Source organism: Paenibacillus auburnensis (assembly GCF_927798115.1).
Taxonomy (GTDB): domain Bacteria; phylum Bacillota; class Bacilli; order Paenibacillales; family Paenibacillaceae; genus Paenibacillus_AQ; species Paenibacillus_AQ auburnensis.
The window spans coordinates 2,346,780-2,369,871 of the sequence record NZ_CAKMMG010000001.1 but is presented as its reverse complement, the minus strand read 5'-3'; the positions used below and the strand labels follow the sequence as shown (position 1 = coordinate 2,369,871).

Genomic DNA, 23,092 nt, shown 5'->3' with positions numbered 1-23,092 from the left:
TTTGACAGGATGTACCTAGGGAGGAGGGAGTCGAATTATGGCGAACGATCAGCATACTGAACTGGAAGCAGAATTTACTCTGGATCAGGTTAAGGACCAGCTTATTGAACACGGCAAGAAAAGATCATCATTGAATTACAAAGATATTATGGAAAAATTGTCGCCGTTTGATCAAGACCCCGAGCAGATGGAGGAATTCTACGAGCAGCTCAGCGACCTCGGGATTGAGGTTGTCAATGAGAATGATGAAGAAGGCTCCAATCCGCTTCGGCAGAGCGAGGACAATGAGAACAGCGATAGTGATGATTTCAGCTTCGATGACGATTTGTCCTTGCCGCCGGGAATCAAAATTAACGATCCTGTCCGGATGTATTTGAAGGAAATCGGACGTGTGCCGCTGCTCTCGGCAGATGATGAAGTTGAGCTGGCTATGCGGATCAAAAATGGTGACGAGGAAGCCAAACGCCGTCTGGCCGAAGCCAACCTGCGTCTCGTAGTAAGTATCGCCAAACGTTATGTCGGACGCGGTATGCTGTTCCTGGATTTGATTCAGGAAGGCAATATGGGTCTGATCAAAGCGGTGGAGAAGTTTGACCACAACAAAGGATTTAAATTCAGTACCTATGCTACATGGTGGATTCGCCAGGCGATCACCCGGGCTATCGCTGACCAGGCGCGTACGATCCGTATTCCGGTGCACATGGTGGAAACGATCAACAAGTTGATCCGTGTCTCCCGCCAGCTGTTGCAGGAATTGGGACGTGAGCCTTCGCCGGAGGAAATTGCTGCAGAAATGGAGCTGACAGTTGAGAAGGTTAGAGAAATCATGAAGATTGCTCAGGAACCGGTATCGCTGGAAACCCCTATCGGAGAAGAGGATGATTCGCATCTCGGCGATTTCATCGAGGATCAGGAAGCGCTGGCGCCTGCGGACGCCGCTGCTTATGAATTGCTGAAGGAACAGCTGGAGGATGTGCTGGACACGCTCACTGAGCGTGAAGAGAACGTGCTTAGACTCCGTTTCGGTCTGGATGACGGACGGACAAGAACGCTTGAGGAAGTCGGCAAAGTATTCGGTGTTACGCGTGAGCGGATTCGTCAGATCGAAGCCAAGGCGCTGCGCAAGCTGCGTCACCCGAGCCGCAGCAAACGTCTTAAGGATTTCCTCGAATAGATTCGATAACCGGACCTTCTGCTGCATAGTGGCAGGAGGTTCTTTTAGCTTGAGAAGCATCTAGCGCAAGGGTGAAATGAGGGATAAGCCGTTGAATCTGGAAAAACGTGAAATTATTATAAGAGAAATTCAGTACTGGAGAAGAAGCAAGCTGCTGCCCGAACAATATTGTGACTTCTTGACCAACCTCTACAATGATGAGGCGGAGATCAAGGACAGCAATCCGGTATCGCTGCAAAATCTACAGCAGGGAAGCATCAAAGTTTGGTTGTTTGGTTTTGGAATTATTTCCTTGATTTTCTTGATTAGTCTTTATTTTAGCGTTTTTCCCTGGCCTTTGCAACTTGCAACATCGCTCTGTGTTTTAGTGGTCTGTTACGGTTATTCGGCCATTTACCGGGACCGAAACAATATGATCAGTCTCCTGCTGGCTGGAGTCGGCAGTGTGCTGACACTGGGTTTTGGCCTATGGCTGATCGCACTTCATGACCTTGATCCTGACTTTTGGAGACCTCTGCTGATTGCAGGCTGCGGGCTGCTGTGGTGCGCCTTGGGCTTCACCCTGCGGATTGGCCTGCTGCACTACTGCGGATTCGCTTTTTGGGCCCTCCTATATGCCGGATTCTCCGGGCAAATGCGTCCGGATGCCTCGATGCTGGAGCTCGAGCTGATCTGGCTGCCGCTGTGTGTGCTGATGGTCTGGTTAAGCTGGCTGCTTTATCATAAGGTCAGCGGAGTGTCAGGTGTCTATCTGGGAGTTGGCGTGTCGCTGTGGCTAATGCCGGAGATCGATGCATTGTGGTTAAGACAGGACTATCCGGGCTGGGTGTCACTGTTATTGATAGTGAAGGTTGCTGCCGGATTGGCTCTGCTGTTTATTTTCCGAAAAAAATGGATAACGTGGGTGGCCTCATGAACAAAGTAAAATTATCAGACCGGCTGCAGCTCCTGCTGGATCAGGTGCCGGAAGGAAGCAGACTCGCCGATATCGGCTCCGATCACGCGCTGCTTCCTGTAGCTGCTGTAGAGAGCGGAAAAGCCGTTTCGGCAATTGCAGGTGAAGTAAATCAGGGTCCGTATGAAGCGGCGCTAAAAGGCGTTGCAGAAGCCGGACTCGGCAAACAAATCGCTGTACGGCGCGGTGACGGGCTTGAAGTGCTTGAACCGGGCGAAGCCGATTGCATCACGATTGCCGGAATGGGCGGATCGCTGATCGCTGCCATTTTGGGCCGCGGCCAGGCCCTCGGCAAGCTGGAAGGTGTGAAGACGCTGGCGTTGCAGCCGAATGTAGGCGAGGATATTTTGCGCCGCTGGCTGCTGAATAACGGCTGGGTAGTGACTGCCGAGCATATTCTAGAAGAGGACGGCAAAATCTACGAAGTGCTGACCGCCTATCCTGAAGGGGAGGCCTTCGGACTGACGAATGAGCAGCTGTACCTGGAGCGGGTGCTGCCAGGAGGAGTTATCTGCAGCCCGGACATGCTGCTGCAAATGGGACCTTGGCTGCTGGAGAAGCCCAATGCCGTATTTACCGCTAAATGGCTGGGCGAAATTGCCAAGTTGGAAGGTATTCTTGGCTCGTTGTCCCGTTCGGAGCTTGAATCGGCGGAAGAAAAGCGGAGCAAAATCCGGGCGCAGATCAAGAAAATTTCGGAGGTGCTGGAATGTTTGCCAAAGGACAAACTGTAATTGGCTATATGGAGCAGCTTGCCCCGAAGCATCTGGCGGAGGAATGGGATAATGTAGGCCTTCAGCTTGGCAGTCTGCAGAAGGAAATCAGCGGTGTGCTGGTTGCCCTCGACGTTAACGACGCTATTGTGGACGAAGCCATTGCTAAGGGCTGCAATCTGATTATTGCCCATCATGCGATTATTTTCCGGCCGATCAAGGGAATTCAGACCGATACTCCTATGGGTAAGCTCTATGAAAAGTTGATCAAAAACGACATCGCGGTCTATATCAGCCACACCAATCTTGATGTTGCCGAAGGCGGAATGAACGATTGGATGGCGGATGCGCTTGGGATTGAGAACGGGGCGCCGATCAAGGATATTCATACGGAACAGCTGTCCAAGCTGGTCGTATTCGTGCCGAAAGACCATCATCAGAAGGTCCTCGATGCGATCCTGAATGCTGGTGCAGGCTGGATCGGGAATTACAGCCATTGCAGCTTCAATATTGAAGGCTATGGTACTTTTGTTCCGCGTGAAGGCTCCGACCCTTATATTGGGGAAGCGGGCAAAATGGAGCGTGCCGAGGAAATCCGCATTGAAACGATTGTTCCGCTCTCCATCCGCAATAAGGTGGTTCAGGCCATGCTGAAGGCACATCCGTATGAAGAGGTTGCCTACGATCTCTATTCGATGGATCTGAAAGGCCGGAGCCTTGGACTGGGCAGAGTAGGCAAGCTTAAAGAGCCGACGACATTAGGTGAGTTCATCGAAACGGTTAAGCGCGGGCTGAAGGTGGATCATGTACGTGTCGTTGGAGACCTAAACCGTCCGGTCCGCAAAGCCGCGGTGATGGGCGGATCCGGAGCCAAATACTATAACAGTGCCATCTTTAAGGGAGCTGATGTGCTGGTGACCGGTGATGTTGATTACCATACGGCGCAGGATGCGTTCCTGGCCGGGATTGCCCTAATCGATCCGGGACATAATGCGGAGAAGATTATGAAAGAGCATGTAGCGGAGTGGATGAGCGGAAAGCTGACTGAGCATAAGTATGATACAGCGGTCTATGCTTCGCAAATCGATACAGAGCCTTTCAAGTTTCTGTAAAGTTCCTTTATTTTACACTTGTGCAGACTGGTGCAAGTCTGTATAATATACAATGTTGTTCGGGAAGTTTGACAGACAATCGCCGGCGGCTTAGCCGCGGGAGGAAAGTCCGGGCTCCACAAGGCAGGGTGCTGGATAACGTCCAGTCGGCGCGAGCCGAAGGATAGTGCCACAGAAATGGACCGCCGATGGCCGCTTTCGGGCGGCACAGGCAAGGATGGAACCGAGGTGTAAGAGACCCCGAGGAACGCTGGTGACTTCGTTCCTGGTAAACCCCATCTGGAGCAAGACCTAATGAGACACAGCGCTTCCTTTACCGGAAGAGCAGCCTTCGCCTGAGGCGTGTCTAGGTTGGTCGCTGGAGCTGTGCAGTAATGTACGGCCTAGATAGATGATTGTCGCTTATGGTGGGAGGGTAGTTCCCGGTTGAACCACAACGAGCACAGAACCCGGCTTACGGCAAACTTTCCTAACTGACAACTCATAGTGATATAGCTCTATTACGAAGCTTATAAACGACAAGATAGCGGCCTTCCTTTTGGAAGGCCGCTTTTTTTGCTCTTTTTCGGATTTCAGACGATTGTACCCATAGCCTTTGCAGATTTCTCTGCATAGTTCCCGAGTGCTGTCTCAAGCCGCTGTACAGCAAGCGGTACCAGTGCTGGCGGGGTATGCGTGAAGTTCAGGCGCATCGCGTTCGTAAGCGGATCGGCTGCATAGAACACTGCACCGGGTACAAAGGCCACGCCCTGCTCTACGGCCAGTGGAAGAAGTTCGGTAGTGTTAATCTCCGGAGCCAGCTTCAGCCACAGAAACATGCCGCCCCGCGGCTCGCTGAAGCTGGCGCCCTCCCAACCCCGTCCGGACAGCTCGCCGGAGAGCCGCTTCATCCGTGAATGATATTCCCGTGATATGACACGGATATGCGCATCAATATCAAATCCCTGAAGCAATTCATGCAGGGCGCGCTGGTCAATGGCACTGGAGTGCAGGTCAGCGGCCTGCTTGGCTTTTGCGATCATTTGGATCAGCTCAGAGGGTCCGGTAATCCAGCCGGTGCGCAGAGCGGGAGCAACGATTTTGGAGAAGGTACCCGTGTACACGACACAGCTATCCTCGCCGGAGCTTCTGTCAATGGAAGCCATGGTCGGCGGATAAGCTCCCGGTGTTTCATCGAATGTTATTTCGCCATAAGGGTTATCTTCTAGAATCAGCACGTTGTAACGCCGGCATAGTTCAACCGTCCGTTCACGGCGTTCCCTGCTCCAGCTTGCCCCTGAGGGATTATTGAAGGTGGGCACGGTGTAGAGCAGCTTGGGACGGTGCAGCCGGAGCTGTTCCTCCAGATGATCCGGCAGCATTCCGAATTCATCGGTTTGTACGGTTTGGAGATCAGCACGGTAAGAGCCCAGTACCTGCAGGGCTGCCAGATAAGTAGGCGCTTCAATCAGTACGGTGTCGCCCGGGTCAAGCAGGACTTTACAGAACAGATCGATAGCTTGCTGGGAGCCTGTGGTCAGGAGCAGATCGGCAGCTTGAACGGGAATACCCTGGCGTGTTAATCTGGCGGCTACAGCCTCGCGCAGCGGTGCATATCCTTCGGTAAGTCCGTATTGAAGAGAAGAGGCGCTTCCGGATAGCGCACGGTTGTAGGCATCCCGGACAGCCTCCACCGGAAACAGATCCTCTCCGGGCAATCCGCCTGCCAGGGAGATGATGTCCTTGCCCTGCGTAACCTTGAGAATATCACGGACGGCTGACGATCCGAGATGACCTGTCATTTCAGCGTAATTGATCTTCATAAAAAAAGCTCCCCGCAATTGAATTTTGTTGTATCATAACGGCATAGCGGTATAACAGTAAAGCGATGAATATAACAGTGGGAGGAAGGCCGAATGCATATTGAGTTAGTCCGCAGCAGCACTAAATCCCTGCCGCAGCAAATCAGCGAGACGCTGGCTCAGCGAATCACGTCCGGTCTGCTTCAGCCGGGCATGCGCCTGCCCTCTGTACGCAGTCTGGCCTCCTCTTTGAAGGTCAGCCAGGTCACGGTGAGCAAAGCTTATGACGATTTGGAGAGCCACGGACATATTCTGTGCAGCCAGGGGAAGGGCTGTTTTGTGGCAAAGAAGCCGCAAAAAGCGCAGGAATCCGGGTTCGGTTGGCAGGACGGGTATGATGATTTTTTGCCCCGGGCCCAGCTTTGGCGGAATTTTGATTACTCTAACGTGCGATACCCTTTTCATATAGCAGCAATTCACAGTGATCTGCTTCCTTTAGATGAGATTGGATCGACGATGTCCCGGCTTGTACTTGAACAGCCTGAGCTGATGGCCTCCTACGGGAATTTCCAGGGGGATTCGGAGCTTCGTGAAGTGATGTCCCGCCATTTGAGAAAACACGGGGTTGCTGTACAGGCCTCCGGCATAATGATTACGAGCGGGTCCCAGCAGGGGATTGATTTGGTTGCCCGGACTTTTGTGGGCCCGGGAGATACCGTATATCTGGAAGCACCCAGTTATACAGGAGCAATCGATGTTTTCGCTGGACGGGGAGCGGAGATGATCTTTGTACCCATGGACGATGAGGGAATGAGAATTGATGTACTGACCAAGCTGTGTGACCGGCGGCCGCCGAAGCTGATCTATACCAATCCTACCTTTCAGAATCCGAGCGGAGTCACTATGAGCATAACAAGAAGACAGCGGCTGCTGGAACTGGCCAGAAGCTACCGCTGTCTCATTGTCGAGGATGATCCGTTCAGTGATCTTTATTTCCGCAAGCCCCCGCCGCCGCCAATCAAATCCTTGGATGAGGAGGGGCATGTAGTCTATATGAAAAGCTTCAGCAAGGTCATTGCGCCGGGCTGCCGGATTGCCTGTGTCGCCGCCGGAGGCAATATCCTCTCCAGGCTGATTGCCGCCAAATCAGCGAGTGATCTTGGCAGTCCGCTACTGAATCAGCGGGCAGTGCTTCCGTTCATTGCCCGGAAATATGAGGCTTACGCAGAGCAGCTGCGGGCTGCCTTGCGGGGACGGATGGAGACAGCGGCAAAGCTGCTGAAGCAGCATGCCCCGCCAGGAGTCACATGGAACCTTCCGGAAGGAGGATTGAACCTGTGGCTGCAGCTGCCCGCAGCAGACGGGATCGCAGGGCTGCATGCGCGGGCCGAACAGGAGGGGATATCCTTTCTTCCGGGCGATGTTTGTTATTCCGGCGAGAAGCCTTCCCGGCACATCCGGCTCTGCTATTCACAAATGACGGAAACGGAGATGGAACAGGGCCTGAGGCAGTTCCTCCTGCTGCTGAAAGAGCATCTAGGCTCCGGCCTTTAATGGCCTTTTTCCAGACTTTGCTGCAGGCTTTTCAGCTGCTGCCCGACATGCTGGGGGAACAGCTGAAGAGGTACATCACTTCCGCCTGCAGCCCGGAGTGTTTTATAAATATCAACCTGGCCCCAGCCGTAATATTTGTCATGCCCCGCCTCACCAAGATCGACCGCATTAGCGGTCATCAGTTCCATGACCTCCTTGTTGGTTAAGGCCGGATTCAGTGAGCGAACCAGCCCGGCAAGCGCAGCAACATGCGGACTCGCCATTGAAGTTCCTGATAACGCCGCATATTGATTATCGGGATAGGTGCTGGCGATGCTTTCTCCTGGTGCTGCAACGTCAATGTATTCCCCGTAGTTTGAGAAGGAAGCTCGTTCTCCGGTGGAATTGGTAGCGGCAACGGCGAGCACTTCTTCGTAGGCAGCCGGATAGCCCGGGCGTTCAGTGTTGTCGTTCCCTGATGCGGAGACGATTACTACATCGCGATCATAGGCATATTTAATAGCATCATGTAAAAACTGTGAATCGGCATAGTTACCGAGGCTGAGATTGATGACCTTAGCACCGTTGTCGGCTGCCCAGATAATGCCTTCAGCAACGGAGTAGGTTGTGCCTGCTCCCGAGTTGTCGAGCGCTTTAACCGGCAGAATTTTGTTGTACCAGCTGATGCCGGCGACACCTTCCTCGTTATTGGTCAATGCGCCGATAATACCCGCCACATGAGTTCCATGTCCCACATCGTCGTCTGGTGTAGAACCGTTTGTGATCGCATTATATCCAGTGAGCAGCTGGCCTTGTAAGTCCGGATGGCTTGCCTGCACACCGGTATCCACCACGGCGACAATAACCTCTTTGCTGCCTTTGGACAGATTCCAGCCCTGCTCGGTCTCGATAGCCGGAAGATTCCACTGATAAGTAGAGAACAGGAGATCATTGGGTGTAATTACTTTAGCTCCGGCATTTTCGTCTACAGCGTCATTGGTTAAATACATATAGTGAGGCTCCGTATATTCCGGACTCCATTTCTTAGTGAAATAGGTTTTGAGCTGGAAATAGGTCATTTTGTCCGATCTGAAAATATAAGCATAGCCCAGTTTACGAGGCTCCTTGCAGCGGATATCCGCTGCGATGGTCTGAAGCTGTCCGGCTGTAGGATGACCGTTCTTGAAGCGGACGACGATTTCGTTCTCGTAAAAATGGCTGGCATTTTCGTTATCATGGCCTGTCTTAACGGTAATATCCTTCAGCGTATCAGTATGGACGGATTCCACCCGGTAGTTGCCTTCCTTCGGGTAAGGGATCAGCCGCAGATTTTTGAGCTGGTGATCGGCTACACGGTCAAGGATCCTTTGATTGATCAGGGCGATTACAGCGATATTTCCTTCCTGATCACGCTGGGCCATAAAGTAATATTTTTTATCGCCAATAATGAAGGAAGGGGATTCGTACGACTGATGCCCTTTAATCGCAGCTTTTGCTGAATTCAGGTATTTGCGCAGCTGTTTATTCTCCTGATCGGTGCCTTCCGGGAGTAAGGACTTGAAGGTACTTGTCTTATGGGTCCGGTAATCGATCCACATCAGCATGGTGATATGCCCGTGTCCCTGCTGAAGGCGCTGAGCATATGCTGAAATATCCTGGGGCGGTGCACCGTGAGTCTCGGCGAGCATGGTCCGCAAATGTCTGCTGACATCAGTCCGGTTCAAACGGTCGGTAGCGCTGACATCCTGAACAAGATTTGTTTTTTTGACCGTTTTTTCCTGTGAGGGATTGGGAACTGTGGCTTGCACAGTCTGTTTCAGCCTCGGTTCTTCAGCAGGGCGCAGAACAAAGGTTAGCAGGACAACCGTGAACGCAGCGGTGACAAGACCGGCGACCGTTAGATTTTTACGTGACATATTTTCCGCTCCTTCAAGGTATCGTATAAGCTGTAGGTTTAGAAGAGCGCACATGTTTTATGCATCAGAGAAAAGGATACCGCGTCCCTTGGTTTTGTGATAATATCAAAAGGAATAACCGGCTAGTACAGCTTCTTGATAAGGCTACAGTAACCATCCGTTTTGGCAATACCTTTCGTTAACAACAATAAGAGCAAGGACTAATAAGGGGGAGCAATCGCCATGTCAGCAGCTAATGTGCAGAAATTATGTGAAACGACGAGAGAAAAACTTAAATCGGTAATCGGAAAAATGGAGTTATTCCTGAATGGGCATGCGCTGCCGCAGCTGGTAACCGAAGAAGATGAGGAAACCGTGGCGTTCTATCAAGGTTTCTTGTCCGATCTCCGCCATTTGCTGGTATTCTCGGAAATGTCCTATGAGAAGCTTGGGGTTGCTTTGCGCCGTGCCACATTTGATGAAGATTTCGCGCAAAAGGCTCTTTATAACGTATACCATTTTGGAGTCAACAACTTCTTCTATCCGAAGAATGAAAGCTACTCAGAAGATGGCCGCTATGCTTACACAGGCCAGGATGCCATCCGCTTCCGCAAAAAACCTGTCCGCCCTGCGCGCGACATCATTATGGAGATTACCAAGGTTTATGAAGAACTGCGTGATGATCTCAGCTATTATGAGAATGACTATTTGACCGAAAAGCGGATGCAAAACCAGGTATAAGCTTTATTTTGCATACAGCTACCCATAACTTAAATTCCCAAGAGACCGCACTTGTCATGGTGTACATGACAGGTCCGGTCTTTTTTTATTATTCGGTACATCCCGGTAACAGCTGGCAGTCCGCAACCCGAATAGAGATGAAATGCCACGGACATAATGAATCCGAGGTGATCATATGTCAAACACTAAACCGCTTGTAAAATGCAGTGTGAGTAATTGCCATTATTGGGGTGAACAAAATTTATGCCGGGCTGAAGAAATCATTATTGAGATCGACAAGCATACCGGCAGCGGCTTTAAGGAAGAATATGCCGAAGAGATGACCAATCACAACCACCATGATCATGCCAGCACTTCGTCCGCAACCTGTTGCCTAACCTTCAAGCCAAGTGTCTAGGAGGACTGCAGATGGATTCGAACCAAGAGGGAATGAAGCATGACCCGGCAAAACGCAGGAAAATAATTCTGCGTCCGCGCAGCAGGGTGGATTACCCTAGGCGGGACCCTTCCCATAATGAAGAGTACGCTGCTGAAGTAAGTCCTCCCTTAACACAGCTGCAAAGAACCGACAGGGGTACAGAGAAGAAAGAAACCGCTGGGGAAAGCAGCGGCAGTAAAAGAATGGGCTACGTTGGACTTGCATTCGGGATAGCTTCCTTATTTATTTGGTCGATTATTACAGGGCCAGTGGCTGCAGTGCTTGGTTACTATGCTTATACCCGGGGACAAAAAACAACCGGTGCGTGGGCGATGGGACTGGGGATTGTATCTACGCTGAGCTATTTTGTGATGATTCCGTTTGCCCGGTAGACTTTGGAAAAAGATGAAAATCAGTATCGAAACAGGCTTTAAGACCTAACTATAGGGGTCTTAAGTCTGTTTTTTCATGTCGGGTTATAGCATTTATAGTAAATGAATTGTAAAATAAAGGCGCATCTCAAATTTTAAATAGAGCCTCTTCGGACCAGAGAATTTATATATATAATGAGCCAGAAAGAAGGGTTTTCAGGTATGGGTATAGATCCGGCTACGGCCAGCGGGCATGGGCAGCTGAAATGGGTGAATCTGCGGGGTGCAGGCATCAAGGAGTTAACCGGAAAACATAGCGGAGAAACCTCAGGTTCCTCCAAATCAGAGTTCGCCGCCTTGCTTCAACAGCTTGCCTTGCAATCAGCGAACGGAGACAGCTCCAACGGGCTGACCTCCCTTCCGGACAGTTCATCGCTAAGTAATCTGATATGGCAGCAGCTTGGCGGGACTGCCGGCGGCTACAGCGGAATTTCCGGGGAAATAACAGAGACGGTTCCAACTGACTATGAGGATCTAATCCAGGCTGCCAGTGCGAAATACGGGGTGCCTGTCGATTTGATCAAGGCAGTGATTGATACAGAATCCTCCTTTAATCCGAATGTTGTATCATCGGCTGGAGCTAAGGGGCTGATGCAGCTGATGGACGGAACCGCTAACGGGCTGGGCGTCTCAGATCCGTTCGATCCGGCCCAAAGCATCGATGGCGGGGTCCGTTACTTGTCTTACCAGCTGAAGCGTTATGACGGGCAGGAGAAGATGGCGCTGGCTGCTTACAACGCCGGACCCGGACGGGTGAACAGGCTCGGCGTGAGCAATGACCAGGAGCTGATGGAGAAGCTGAGTCTGCTTCCCAAGGAAACCCAGGCCTACATTACCAAAATAGAACGCGCCCGCGCAGAGTACGCGGTATAATAGAAGGATCAGACGGTATCGACTTGCACCCTTGTGATGGTGCAGGAACCGTTTGGTCCTTTTTTTTGAAGTCTAAGCTTTATAAGGACTTCGCGATAAGGTATTCTATATTTCTTGAGTCAGGACTTATCAGCAAAGATGCAAAGGAGCGCCAATATATGCTGTACTGGGATTATGCCGCAGCAAGCCCGCCCTATGAAGAGGTGGTGCAGACGATGGAGCAGATTATGAAGCTGCATTATGCCAATCCTTCATCTCTGCACCGTCCAGGGGCGGAAGCGGACCGGCTTATTACACGTTCAAGGGAAGTCTGCGCTGCTGCACTTGGCGTACAGCCTCAGGAAATTCTGTTTACTTCAGGAGCAACGGAGAGCAATAATCTTGCGGTAAAAGGGGCAGCCTTGCAGTATCGGAGCAGGGGACGCCATATTGTAACAACAGAAATCGAGCATCCTTCAGTATACGAGAGCTGCCTGCAGCTGAAATCACTGGGCTGGGAGGTTACATTTGTGGCGCCCGGCAGCACAGGGGTTGTAGATCCCGAACAAGTTGCTGCAGCAGTCCGCCGGGACACGGTTCTCGTGAGCGTCATGCATGTTAACAACGAGACCGGAGCGGTGCAGCCGCTGCGGGAAATCGGCAGCCGGATCAAAGCGGCCAACAGACGGACGTTATTTCATGTGGATGGCGTTCAGGGCTATGGGAAGCTGAATACGCAAATCAAGGAATGGCAGGCAGACTTGTACAGCCTGTCTCCTCATAAAGTCCGTGGTCCCCGCGGTGTGGGAATTCTTTATGTAAAAGAAGGGGTTACGCTTTTCCCTCTGCTCACTGGCGGATCGCAGGAGCAGGGAGTTCGTGCCGGTACGGAGAACGTAGCCGCAGTTGTGGCTTCTGCCAAAGCTATACGCATGAGCGGGGAGCGGAGAGAAGCTTTTAATCTGCAGATCCTTCCGCTACGGAACAGGCTGCTGGAGTTTGTCTCCGGTATTCCGGAATTCACAGTAAACAGCAGCAGGGACGGAGCGCCGCATATTGTACATTTTTCTTATCCGGCGGTAAATGGCGAGGTCATGGCCCGCAAGCTGGAAGAACTGGGGATGACCGTCTCCACCCGCTCCGCCTGTTCTTCAAGGCTGGCGGAGCCGAGCCGGGTTTTACTGTCCATGGGCAGAAATTCAGCTGAAGCACTCGGCGGGGTCCGTATCAGTTTAGGTGATAGTCATACAGAAGCAGATGTGGCTGCTCTGGAGCAGGCGCTGCTGACAGCAGTACAAGCTTTGAACATTGTTGAGAGGGGCACAAGATGATGAGAGAACGGGAGACGGCAGCCGCAGCAAGCGGCAGAAGCAGTATAGACTATGCCGATATGCTGCTGTTGCGGTTCGGGGAGTTTACTTTAAAGGGGAAAAACCGTACCCGGTTTGAAAAGACGGTGCTGCGGCATGTGAAGGAACTGGTTAAGCCCTATCCGAAGGCAGTGCTGAGCAAAGAATTCGGGCGGATTTATGTGACGCTGAACGGTGAACCGGCCCGCGAGCTTGCGGAGGCGCTGAAAAATGTTTTTGGTATCGCTTCGATAAGTCCGGTCAAGGTATCACGCTCTGAATTTGAGGATATTCTGGCCGTCAGCCGGACATTTCTTGAAATTATTGCCCCGGCAAAGGGCACTACGTTCAAGGTAAGTGCGCGGCGCGTATGGAAGGACTTCCCGCATGGCTCAATTGAGATGAACAAACTGATCGCTACACCGCTGCTTCAGGGATACCCGGGGCTGCTGGTGGATGTGAAGTCGCCGGAGCTTGAGCTGAAGCTTGAAATCCGTGAGGGGCATACTTTTATTTTTTGTGAGCAAATTGCAGGTGTCGGAGGGTTTCCTTTGGGGACTAACGGGAAGGCGATGCTTCTCCTCTCTGGAGGCATAGACAGTCCGGTAGCGGGGTGGTCATCGATGCGTCGCGGGCTGGAAGTTGAATGCGTCCACTTTTACAGCTATCCTTACACAAGTGAGCTAGCCCGGCAGAAGGTGGTGGATCTTGCACGTGTGCTGTCGCGTTATGCGGGCGTGATCAAGCTGCACCTGGTTCCCTTTACGGAGGTGCAGACCTCTTTTACCGGGATTGGCCAGGATAATTTGATTATTACGCTGATGCGCCGGGCGATGCTGAGAATTACTACACAGCTGGCTGAGCGTGAAGGTGCTCTAGCGGTGGTCACCGGGGACAGCCTCGGGCAGGTTGCTAGCCAGACTTTGTCCAGCATGAACGCTATCGGCCGTGCTACTGTGCTTCCGCTGCTTCGTCCGCTGGTCATGATGGACAAGAGCGAAATCGTGGAGCTTTCCAAAACCATCGGTACTTATGATCTGTCAATTCTGCCTTATGAGGATTGCTGCACCCTGTTTGTCCCGAAATCACCTACAACTAATCCCAATCTGCGGATCGTGGAGAAGATTGAGGCAACATTGCCCGGATATTCAGCACGGCTGGATGAAGCGGTTGCAGGTACGGAGACCCTCTCCATTACGCCTTACGGTGATGAGAAGCCAAGCGACGTCGTTCCGGCTCAAGCCGGACTGCAGGAAGAATGGTTCTAAAATAAGGTTCAGCCGGAGGTTCCGCTATGGGGAATCTTCTTATGATCAAGGTGCCGCTTCCAGTGTCCGGCAGCAAGAATGCCCGCTATGACCAGGACGATGAAGAGGACATGTAGCACCGGATGCTGGCCGAAAAAAGGCTCGAGCTTCTTTTCTCCGGTAATCATAGTGGATGCCGTATAGCCTAGCACAGCGGAACCGATATAGATGATCCAGGGATATCTGTTAATCAGTTTAATAAAAAGGGTGCTGCCCCAGACTACGATCGGTACACTGATCAGCAGGCCCACAATAACAAGTGTGATATTGTGATTGGCAGCTCCTGCAATCGCAATGACGTTGTCCAGACCCATGGCTGCATCGGCCACAATAATCGTCCGCACGGCAGCCCACAGGGTTCCTCCGGCCTGAATGTCACCGGCTTCCTCATTGCTCTCACCGGTTAGCAGCTTGTAGGCAATCAGGATCAGCAGCAGTCCGCCGAACAGGAGCAACCAGGGTACTTTCAACAGCCAGACTACCAGAATGGTCGCAATGATCCTTAGGATAATGGCTCCGCCAGTGCCAAGCAGAATGGCCTTTTTCTGGGTGTCCCCGCGCAGATTGCGGGCGGCAAGTCCGATGACAATGGCATTGTCTCCCGCCAGAATCAGATCAAGAAAAATAATGTTCAACAGCGGCAATATAAAATCCGTAAAGGTTGTGTTCAAGCCAAGGTCACTCCTAATGTTTGTTTGTCTAAACCTTAGAACCCATAGAGAGCTTGCGTTGTTCGAAATTGCCACGGTATAGTTTTGTATACGCTAAAATGGCCCCTGACATTCATCCTCCTGCAAAAAAAACGGACAGGAAGCATAGCTTGCCTGCTGTGGACATACATGTAATACATGTAGCCCGGGGAGGTAATAACTAATGGATTCCGTAGTGCTGCTTGGTGAAATACTGATGATCAATCTTGTGCTGAGCGGGGATAACGCAATGGTCATAGCAATGGCCAGCAAAAATCTGCCGGAGAAACACCGTAAAACAGCGGTATGGTGGGGAGCGGCTGGGGCTGTGGCACTGAGGTGCCTATTGACCTTTGTAGCAGTACTGCTGCTAAAAATCCCATACATCCAAGCCGGCGGGGGGATCCTGCTGCTGTGGATTGCGTTCAAGCTGCTGCTGGAGGAAGAAGATGAAATTAATGTCCGGGAGGAAGGCTCCAGCGTGTGGAAGTCTATCCGCACCATCCTTCTGGCCGACTTCATTATGAGCCTTGATAATGTTCTGGCGATAGCCGGAGTGGCCAAAGGGGATCTGGCTCTGATTGTAATCGGAATTGCCCTAAGCATTCCGATTGTCGTGTGGGGTAGCGGGATCATTGTCGGCTGGCTGCACCGTTTTCCTGTCCTGGTCTATATCGGCGCTTTTATTCTCGCCCATACAGCAGGGGAAATGCTGCTTCAGGATGCCATGTTTGGGCCGGTCCTCTCGTTCTTTCTGCCTTCTTCGCATTCTTTACTGCCGGTAGCCCTTGGCATTATTGTAGTGCTGACCGGCGCATTCAGACGCCGGCTTGTATCCGCCGGGTAAGAACCGGCAATACTTAAGGCTGTGCCAGAAGCTGTATAAGCTCTGGCGCAGCCTTTTTAGCATGAACTGCGTTATGACTTTTTTAGACAACCGAAACATGAAGAATGATGGCGTTTTAACTCGTTTTCAGATAAAATATAAGAGAAATCCAGGGACAAGAAGTGAATTCTGAAGGGATGGGTGGACAATGTCATCTAAAAACGACATGAAACTGGGGGTATTTATTGCCGCCGCCGGCCTCGTGATTTTATTAGGAAAGCTGGGGGTATTCGGATTTCTCGGACGAGCCTTGTGGCCGCTCGTAATTCTGGTTCCAGGCCTGTTTCTCCATGTGCTCTTCTTTAGCCGCCGCGCCTCTGCCGCCGTGCTGATTCCCGCCGGGATTTTGACTGTTTACGGTTTGCTGCTGGGATTCTGCAATACCTGGGGTTGGGGATTTATGAGTCATCTTTGGCCGCTGCTGCTGTTCGGCATCGCTGTCGGCCTGTACGAATATGCATTTTTTTCACCGGCGCGGACGGGTAGCCTGACAGCCACTTCAGTGATACTGGGTGTATTGAGTCTTGTGCTCTTTATTTTCACTCTGCTGGGTACCGGAGCCCTTTATCTGCTCGGGATTGTACTGGTTGCAGGCGGAGTCTGGCTGATGTTTGGCCGCAGAAAACAGGGAAGCCGCAAAAAATGGAACGGCGGCTGGTAACCCGGCTGCCCGGAACTAGAAAATTTAAACGAAGCTGGAAATCGTTTTTTCATAAAAAGACTTGCTTTTCATGGTGCTTTCACTATAATATTAAGGAATGTTGGAGCGTCGGCTTTCTGCCTGGCGCTTCTTTTGTGAGATTGCCGTGACATGCCATGAATTTAAACATTTTTAATTTGATAAATGAGAGGATTTGGATACAAATCATGCATTCAAGAACAGAAATTCGCAATATTGCGATCATTGCCCACGTTGACCATGGTAAAACAACACTCGTCGATCAGCTTTTGCAGCAGTCGGGTATTTTCAGCGCCCACGAAACCCTGCAGGAACGTGCCATGGACTCGAACGATTTGGAGCGGGAACGCGGTATCACCATCCTAGCCAAAAATACAGCAATTACCTATAAAGAGTTCCTGATCAACATTGTAGATACCCCTGGACATGCCGACTTTGGCGGCGAAGTAGAACGTATCATGAAAATGGTTGACGGTGTCCTTCTGGTTGTTGATGCCTATGAAGGCTGTATGCCACAGACGAAATTCGTTCTGCGCAAAGCCTTGGAACAGCACCTGACTCCAATCGTTGTCGTTAACAAGATTGACCGTCCGGCTGCCCGTCCGAAGGAAGTTATTGATGAAGTGCTGGATCTGTTCATTGAGCTGGAAGCCAGTGACGATCAGCTTGAATTCCCGGTTGTCTATGCTTCTGCACTGAACGGTACATCGAGCTTGGATCCGGAACAGCAGGACGACAACATGCAGGCGCTCTATGACACCATTATCGAGCATATCCCGTCTCCAACTGAAAAAGTTGACGAGCCTCTGCAGTTCCTTGTAACCCTGATGGACTACAACGAGTACCTCGGACGTATCGCTATCGGTCGCGTAAACCGCGGTGTGATCAAGCAAGGCCAGTCTGTAACAGTTATTATGCGTGACGGTAAGAGCAAGACTGCGCGTATTGAGAAGCTGTTCGGTTTCCAGGGCCTCAAACGTGTAGAAACAGAAGAAGCCGGCGCGGGTGACATCGTGGCTATTGCCGGTATCAAAGACATCAACATTGGTGAAACAATCGCCGATCCTGCGAACCCTGAAGCACTGCCGGTTCTGAAGATCGATGAGCCTACGATGCAAATGACATTCCTCGTGAACAACAGTCCGTTTGCCGGTAAAGAAGGCAAGTGGGTGACTTCACGTAAATTGCGTGAGCGTCTGTTCAAAGAGCTCGAAACAGATGTCAGCTTGCGTGTAGATGAAACAGACAGCCCTGACGCTTTTATCGTATCCGGACGCGGTGAGCTTCACCTCGGGATTCTGATCGAGAATATGCGCCGTGAAGGTTATGAAATGCAGGTTTCCAAGCCTGAGGTTATCGTGAAGGAAGTCGACGGTACCAAAATGGAGCCGCTTGAGCGTCTGCTTATCGATGTTCCGGAAGAAAGCATGGGCGCCGTTATGGAGAGCCTGGGCAGCCGCAAAGCAGAAATGGTCAATATGATCAACAATGGCACCGGCCAAGTCCGTCTGGAATTCCTGATTCCGGCACGCGGTCTGATCGGTTACAATACACACTTCCTGACCCTGACCCGCGGTTACGGTGTAATGAACCACGCGTTTGATAGCTATGCTCCACTGATTGGCGGTCAAGTTGGCGGACGTCACCAGGGTGTACTTGTATCCAGTGAAACTGGAACAACTACGTTCTACGGCATGATGGGTGTTGAAGACCGCGGTATCCTCTTCCTGGAACCGGGTACGGATATCTACGAAGGTATGATCGTCGGCGAGCATACCCGTGACAACGATATTATCGTTAACATCTGTAAGGAAAAAGCACTGACTAACGTGCGTTCCGCAACAAAGGATGAAACGGTAAAAATGAAAACTCCGCGTATGTTCTCGCTGGAAGGTGCGCTTGAGTACCTGAATGATGATGAATATTGCGAAATCACACCTAAATCTGTTCGCCTGCGCAAAAAAATCCTGAATAAGGGCGAGCGCGAACGTGTAGAGAAACAGCGTAAGCAGGCGCAAGCCAGCCAAGCCTAAGCTGACACCTAAGCCGCCGGATGAGTAGTCCGGCGGTTTTTCTGTGTCTAGGCTTAACGCCGGCAGGAATGCTATAATGTAAGCGATACTTATTTCCGGGAGGAGTGACGGCTGTGCAGAGCTGGTTTGCAGATCATCCGATTGTCGCTTATATCGTTATTTTTATATTGCTGACTTATGTGTATAACCGTGTCTTCCGCGTGAATCAGAAACTGCCCATCGGGAAGGAAATCATGCTCTATCTGATGATGGCATTGGGCTCGGGAATGCTGCTGATCTTTCAGCACGACAAACTGCCGATTATACAGTGCCTGCTGGTCGCTGTAGGGCTTATGCTGCTTGTGCGGGTCCGTTATTTGGTGGAGGCCCGGCAGCGGCGGAAGGCAGCGGCAGCAGCAGCCAAACGGCAGTAACCGCAACTTTTGCCGCCCCGATTCGTCTATTTATATATTGATGCACTAAAATCTATGTGAATTGAAAAGGACTTTATTCCATTATGAATACAAGCAAGGGGAGTTTACCTCCAAGATCAAACGGGCAACAAGGGAGCAGGGGATCACAGAACAGAACCGCTCCGCAAGGAAAGCCTAATAAGAAAAAAGTAAAGAAACGCGGAATTTTTGCCAGATTCGTCAGATTACTGCTCGTCCTGGTATTGATTGCGGTACTTGCCGCACTCGGGTATGCCGGATACCTGTACTTTAAGTTCGAAAAAGGCGGCTTCGGTGTGGACCAGTCTGTAGAGAGCGGACAGCTCGCCTCGTCGAAGCCGCTGACTCTCCTGCTGCTGGGTACCGATAACCGTCCGAAGCATCCCTCCAATCTGACGGATGTCATTATGGTGGCTACGCTGAACCCGGAGACGAAATCTGCGACAGTTGTTTCGCTGCCCCGTGATACCTATGTGGAGCTTAGTGGTTATAAGAAGACCAAGATCAACGCCTTCTACGCCCGCTTTAAGGCCAAGGAAAAGTCCTCCGGCATACTCGCCGAGGATGAAATGAAGACGATGATGAGCAAATATTTGGACATTGATGTCGATTATGTCACTGTGCTCGATTTCCAGGGCTTCCGCGATATTGTGGATGAGCTTGGCGGAGTGGATGTGAACATCAGTGCCGATATGTGCTATACCGACAGTGTGGACGGGACAGATATCAACCTCAAAAAAGGCCTTGCAGAGCTGAACGGTGATGATGCACTCGACTATGTACGTTACCGCAAATCGAATTGCAGCCCCAAGACAGAGGCTTCAGATGATTTTGACCGCAACAAACGCCAGAATGAGGTACTGAACGCACTGGTCGGACAAATGCAGTCGCTGGGCGGTGTGCTCAAAATAGGCAAGGTGCTTGATGCTGTCGATAATAATCTGAAGACGGATATCGAAAACGCCCAGATTAAAAGCATGATTGCTACCTATTGGAAAATCTCCAAAGAAAACATAGAATTTGTTCCTGTCACCGGAACCTGGCGCAGTCCGTATGTGTATATTAACGATGAAGAATTGGAGAACGCCAAAAAAAGCCTGCACAACCGGATTACCGGAGGTGCTGCGGATGGAGCTGCTGCTGCAGAGACCCCTTGAGCCGCAGCTGCGAACATCCTGAAATTGAATGCAAGTTTGGGCATGTGCTATAATATAATAAATTGAATGCACATTTGCGTCATAGGGGGCCTGTACTTATGTCCGAAGCCATTGCTCAGCTCAATGAAACCCTGCTAACGATGCTGCAATCGGAAACTTTTGTTCTTCTAAACACGGTAGATGCGGAATCCGGCGGACCTACGTCCACTGCCATTTCCTGGATCTACGCAGTGAGCCCTTCTATCGTGCGTCTTGCGGTGGACCACCGGTCCAGACTGGTGAACAACATGAAGGTCAATCCGCTGGTAACGATTACGGTTTTTGGCGAGGGTACTGTTCATGCCATTAACGGGCGTGCTTCCGTCAAGCAGGATCCGCTGCTGGATGTACCTTTTAAGATGTGCTGTTTTGATGTTGAAATTGATGCGGTCCGCAATGCGCTTTTTTACGGTGCACAGCTTGAATCCGCCCCGAAATATGCGAAGGTATACGATGCGCGTGCGGCTGAGAAGCTGGACGGACAAGTGTTTGCCGCCATGCAAAAAGCCCAGTGATTCTCTCACTAGGCTTTTTTTGTCCATTAGGAATTCCAATCGGAGGAACTAAAGGGCAGTACCGGTTATTGGCCGTTGCCCTGCGGTTTAGTGTCTTCAGGAAGCTGAGGGATGATACGCCCGATGATATCGGCCATTTCTGCAGCGAATCCGGATACCGGATTGCCTCTGGAAATATGGCGTCCCATTTCATCCAGCCGGTTAGAAAGATCCATGTCGGCGGTAACCAGAGCTTTTATCCCCCGGGGGTCCTTGCGGATCGCTTCGGCTACGGAGTATTTGATACTTCCGACCCGTGAGCGTCCAAGTGACCCATCGACATCAATGCCTACTACTGCAAGGTTGTTCATCACGACACAGTGGGCGCCGTTTACACCGGGAACTCTTATAGCCAGTTGTTCAAAATGGTCTTTTAGTGCAACATCGCTTTCGCCTTGAACGTCAGAAGCTTGTCCGGCTTTGGTCTCATCACCTGGAGTAGCGGCATTGTCATCAGGCAAATTCCGTACCTCCTGGTTCCCCTGGCTGCTCAATGTTTCAGGCGATTGTTGACTCTGAGGAGAGGGTGATGACTCTTTATTAGCGATACCGCAGCTTGTCAGCAGCAGCAGTACCAGCAACAGACACATTGATTTTCTCATATGTGAATACTCCTTTCAGTCAAAGATCAGTACTTTACCTTATGTTGCCCTTACTGAAAAGAGTTATGTATGATCAATCAAACCAGGCGCTGTGGAGGGGATATCATGAAAAAGATATTTGTACTAGACACTAACGTGCTTTTGCACGACCCCAATTCGATCTTTGCGTTCAAGGAGCATGAGGTAGTTATTCCGGCTGTAGTTCTGGAAGAAATCGACTCCAAGAAGCGCAACGCCGACGAAATCGGCCGCAACGCCCGCACCGTGTCACGCTTGTTAGACGGACTCCGTGAACTCGGCCACCTGCACAGCGGAGTGGTACTGGAGCATGGAGGCACGCTGAAGGTGGAGCTTAACCACCGCAGCTTCGTAAAGGTACAGGAAATGTTCGGAGAAGTGTCCAATGATAACCGGATATTGGCTGTAGCGCTTAATTATCTCCATGAGGAGAACGAGAAAGCTGAACCGCGTCCTGTGGTACTCGTAAGTAAAGATGTACTCGTTCGCATCAAAGCGGATGTGCTGGGGATTACACCGGAGGATTATTTATCCGACCGTACTGGAGATCTGAACGAGCTTTATAGCGGCTGCCAGTCTCTGCTGGTCCATCCTTCACTGATAGATGAATATTACAGTCACCGTTCCTTGTCCGTTAAGCAGCTTTCCTTATCCTACCCTTTGTATCCGCATGAATTCGTCATTCTGAAGGACGAAATCGGCAGCGGCAAGTCGGCTCTGCTCAAAGTGAACAGTGATGCATCGCGGCTGGAGCCGCTGTATCTCGGCAATGATGCAGTTTGGGGCATCAGTGCCCGCAACGCACAGCAGCGTATGGCACTTGAGCTGCTGCTGAATGAGGATATTCCGCTGGTGACCATTACCGGCAAAGCAGGAACAGGTAAAACACTGCTGGCACTAGCCGCCGGTTTGTTCAAGGTAGAGGATGAGCACCGCTACAAAAAACTGCTCATCGCCCGTCCCGTTGTACCGATGGGTAAGGATATCGGTTACCTGCCCGGAGAGAAGGACGAGAAGCTGCGTCCGTGGATGCAGCCGATTTATGATAATCTGGAGTTTCTGTTCGATACCAAAAAGGCCGGGGATATTGATAAAATATTGATGGGGCTGGGCAGCATTCAAGTTGAGGCGCTCACCTATATCCGCGGACGTTCCATTCCATCGCAGTTCATCATCATCGATGAGGCGCAGAATCTCTCCCGTCATGAGGTGAAGACGATTGTCTCCAGAGCCGGGGAAGGTAGTAAAGTCATCCTGATGGGTGACCCGGAGCAAATTGACCATCCTTACCTCGATGCCGCAAGCAACGGACTCAGCTATATCGTTGAAAAGTTCAAGCAGGAAGGCATCAGCGGACATATTACTCTGGAAAAAGGCGAGCGTTCCCGCCTGGCCCAGCTGGCCGCGGATTTGTTGTAGAGTTAATAGGCAGCCAGTAATAAACTGTACGCTAAATGCTGCTGCTTAAACTATTCTGCATAAATAAGAGCAGCGCCAAGCACGTTGCTGAGCACTATCAGTCAGCAAGGGCATCCCGCCCAAGCTGTACTACCATTAGCAAAAGCCGGGAGATCACCTCCCGGCTTTTTGCCTGCCCCCCCGTTGGGGCGGGGAGTTAATTTTCTGTTCTACGAGAGTAGTGTAGCGGAGTGAGCGGAATTGTTCTGGAGAAGCGGTAGCGTTCGCCTTTGTCCCCGGATTGATACCATTTAATCTCAACCAACAATCCGGGGACAACAGCGA

At 51.2% G+C, this 23,092-nt stretch carries 22 protein-coding genes and 1 other RNA gene; 19 read left to right on the top strand and 4 right to left on the bottom strand.

What is annotated here, in order from left to right:
- Positions 1–37: 37 nt before the first annotated feature.
- The 5 genes from rpoD (at position 38) to rnpB (ending at position 4,426) form a co-directional block, all read left to right on the top strand.
- Complete coding sequence (gene rpoD / locus L6H70_RS10995) at positions 38–1,174, top strand: RNA polymerase sigma factor RpoD (protein ID WP_054941783.1); 1,137 nt, start codon at positions 38–40, stop codon at positions 1,172–1,174.
- 91 nt (positions 1,175–1,265) lie between these two features.
- A complete protein-coding gene (locus L6H70_RS10990) occupies positions 1,266–2,090 on the top strand; it encodes a hypothetical protein (RefSeq protein WP_236332709.1) in 825 nt (274 codons plus the stop codon).
- The gene (locus L6H70_RS10985; protein ID WP_236332707.1) at positions 2,087–2,863 is read left to right on the top strand and encodes a tRNA (adenine(22)-N(1))-methyltransferase; all 777 of its coding nucleotides are present in this window, start codon (positions 2,087–2,089) and stop codon (positions 2,861–2,863) included. The genes L6H70_RS10990 and L6H70_RS10985 overlap by 4 nt, the downstream gene beginning before the upstream one ends.
- Positions 2,839–3,954 (top strand): Nif3-like dinuclear metal center hexameric protein, encoded by a 1,116-nt coding sequence (locus tag L6H70_RS10980; RefSeq protein ID WP_236332705.1) that lies wholly within the window; start codon positions 2,839–2,841, stop codon positions 3,952–3,954. Before L6H70_RS10985 ends, L6H70_RS10980 begins: the two co-directional genes overlap by 25 nt.
- A gap of 63 nt (positions 3,955–4,017) precedes the next feature.
- Positions 4,018–4,426, top strand: an RNA gene (rnpB, locus tag L6H70_RS10975) — RNase P RNA component class A.
- 100 nt (positions 4,427–4,526) lie between these two features.
- On the opposite strand, the gene L6H70_RS10970 is transcribed toward rnpB, so the two are convergent.
- Positions 4,527–5,756, bottom strand: a complete 1,230-nt coding sequence (locus L6H70_RS10970; RefSeq protein ID WP_236332703.1) for an aminotransferase-like domain-containing protein — start codon at positions 5,754–5,756, stop codon at positions 4,527–4,529.
- 93 nt (positions 5,757–5,849) lie between these two features.
- On the opposite strand from L6H70_RS10970, the gene pdxR reads away from it, so the two are divergent.
- Positions 5,850–7,289, top strand: a complete 1,440-nt coding sequence (pdxR, locus tag L6H70_RS10965) for a MocR-like pyridoxine biosynthesis transcription factor PdxR (protein WP_236332701.1) — start codon at positions 5,850–5,852, stop codon at positions 7,287–7,289.
- On the opposite strand, the gene L6H70_RS10960 is transcribed toward pdxR, so the two are convergent.
- The gene (locus tag L6H70_RS10960; RefSeq protein WP_236332699.1) at positions 7,286–9,184 is read right to left on the bottom strand and encodes a S8 family peptidase; all 1,899 of its coding nucleotides are present in this window, start codon (positions 9,182–9,184) and stop codon (positions 7,286–7,288) included. The two genes, pdxR and L6H70_RS10960, sit on opposite strands and share 4 nt — an antisense overlap.
- Positions 9,185–9,406: 222 nt before the next feature.
- Between L6H70_RS10960 and L6H70_RS10955 the strand changes: the two genes are divergently transcribed.
- The 6 genes from L6H70_RS10955 (at position 9,407) to thiI (ending at position 14,222) form a co-directional block, all read left to right on the top strand.
- The gene (locus L6H70_RS10955) at positions 9,407–9,904 is read left to right on the top strand and encodes a YpuI family protein (RefSeq protein WP_206101505.1); all 498 of its coding nucleotides are present in this window, start codon (positions 9,407–9,409) and stop codon (positions 9,902–9,904) included.
- Positions 9,905–10,079: 175 nt separating this feature from the next.
- A complete protein-coding gene (locus L6H70_RS10950) occupies positions 10,080–10,301 on the top strand; it encodes a DUF1540 domain-containing protein (protein ID WP_236332697.1) in 222 nt (73 codons plus the stop codon).
- Between the two features lie 11 nt (positions 10,302–10,312).
- Complete coding sequence (locus L6H70_RS10945) at positions 10,313–10,714, top strand: DUF5353 domain-containing protein (RefSeq protein ID WP_236332695.1); 402 nt, start codon at positions 10,313–10,315, stop codon at positions 10,712–10,714.
- A 201-nt stretch (positions 10,715–10,915) separates the two neighbouring features.
- Positions 10,916–11,626 (top strand): lytic transglycosylase domain-containing protein, encoded by a 711-nt coding sequence (locus L6H70_RS10940; RefSeq protein WP_236332694.1) that lies wholly within the window; start codon positions 10,916–10,918, stop codon positions 11,624–11,626.
- Positions 11,627–11,784: 158 nt separating this feature from the next.
- Complete coding sequence (locus tag L6H70_RS10935; protein WP_236332692.1) at positions 11,785–12,936, top strand: cysteine desulfurase family protein; 1,152 nt, start codon at positions 11,785–11,787, stop codon at positions 12,934–12,936.
- Complete coding sequence (thiI, locus tag L6H70_RS10930; protein ID WP_236332690.1) at positions 12,936–14,222, top strand: tRNA uracil 4-sulfurtransferase ThiI; 1,287 nt, start codon at positions 12,936–12,938, stop codon at positions 14,220–14,222. The genes L6H70_RS10935 and thiI overlap by 1 nt, the downstream gene beginning before the upstream one ends.
- An 8-nt stretch (positions 14,223–14,230) precedes the next feature.
- Here thiI and L6H70_RS10925 read toward each other — a convergent pair whose 3' ends face one another.
- The gene (locus tag L6H70_RS10925; RefSeq protein ID WP_236332688.1) at positions 14,231–14,932 is read right to left on the bottom strand and encodes a TerC family protein; all 702 of its coding nucleotides are present in this window, start codon (positions 14,930–14,932) and stop codon (positions 14,231–14,233) included.
- A gap of 202 nt (positions 14,933–15,134) precedes the next feature.
- Between L6H70_RS10925 and L6H70_RS10920 the strand changes: the two genes are divergently transcribed.
- From L6H70_RS10920 to L6H70_RS10895, 6 genes are all read left to right on the top strand, one after another.
- A complete protein-coding gene (locus L6H70_RS10920) occupies positions 15,135–15,797 on the top strand; it encodes a TerC family protein (protein ID WP_236332686.1) in 663 nt (220 codons plus the stop codon).
- Between the two features lie 187 nt (positions 15,798–15,984).
- The gene (locus L6H70_RS10915; RefSeq protein WP_236332685.1) at positions 15,985–16,497 is read left to right on the top strand and encodes a hypothetical protein; all 513 of its coding nucleotides are present in this window, start codon (positions 15,985–15,987) and stop codon (positions 16,495–16,497) included.
- A gap of 206 nt (positions 16,498–16,703) precedes the next feature.
- Entirely contained in the window at positions 16,704–18,548 is a 1,845-nt protein-coding gene (typA, locus tag L6H70_RS10910; RefSeq protein WP_236332683.1) for a translational GTPase TypA, read from the top strand.
- A gap of 113 nt (positions 18,549–18,661) precedes the next feature.
- Positions 18,662–18,961, top strand: coding sequence for a YlaH-like family protein (locus L6H70_RS10905; protein ID WP_236332681.1), 300 nt, complete (start codon positions 18,662–18,664; stop codon positions 18,959–18,961).
- A gap of 83 nt (positions 18,962–19,044) precedes the next feature.
- Complete coding sequence (locus L6H70_RS10900; protein WP_236332679.1) at positions 19,045–20,136, top strand: LCP family protein; 1,092 nt, start codon at positions 19,045–19,047, stop codon at positions 20,134–20,136.
- 98 nt (positions 20,137–20,234) lie between these two features.
- Complete coding sequence (locus tag L6H70_RS10895; RefSeq protein WP_054941768.1) at positions 20,235–20,690, top strand: PNPOx family protein; 456 nt, start codon at positions 20,235–20,237, stop codon at positions 20,688–20,690.
- 65 nt (positions 20,691–20,755) lie between these two features.
- Here the strand turns inward: L6H70_RS10895 and L6H70_RS10890 are convergent, their stop codons facing one another.
- On the bottom strand, positions 20,756–21,331 hold the full coding sequence (locus L6H70_RS10890) for a YhcN/YlaJ family sporulation lipoprotein (RefSeq protein ID WP_236332677.1): 576 nt from the start codon (positions 21,329–21,331) through the stop codon (positions 20,756–20,758).
- A 105-nt stretch (positions 21,332–21,436) separates the two neighbouring features.
- On the opposite strand from L6H70_RS10890, the gene L6H70_RS10885 reads away from it, so the two are divergent.
- Positions 21,437–22,768, top strand: a complete 1,332-nt coding sequence (locus L6H70_RS10885; RefSeq protein WP_054941766.1) for a PhoH family protein — start codon at positions 21,437–21,439, stop codon at positions 22,766–22,768.
- The last annotated feature ends 324 nt before the right edge of the window (positions 22,769–23,092 follow it).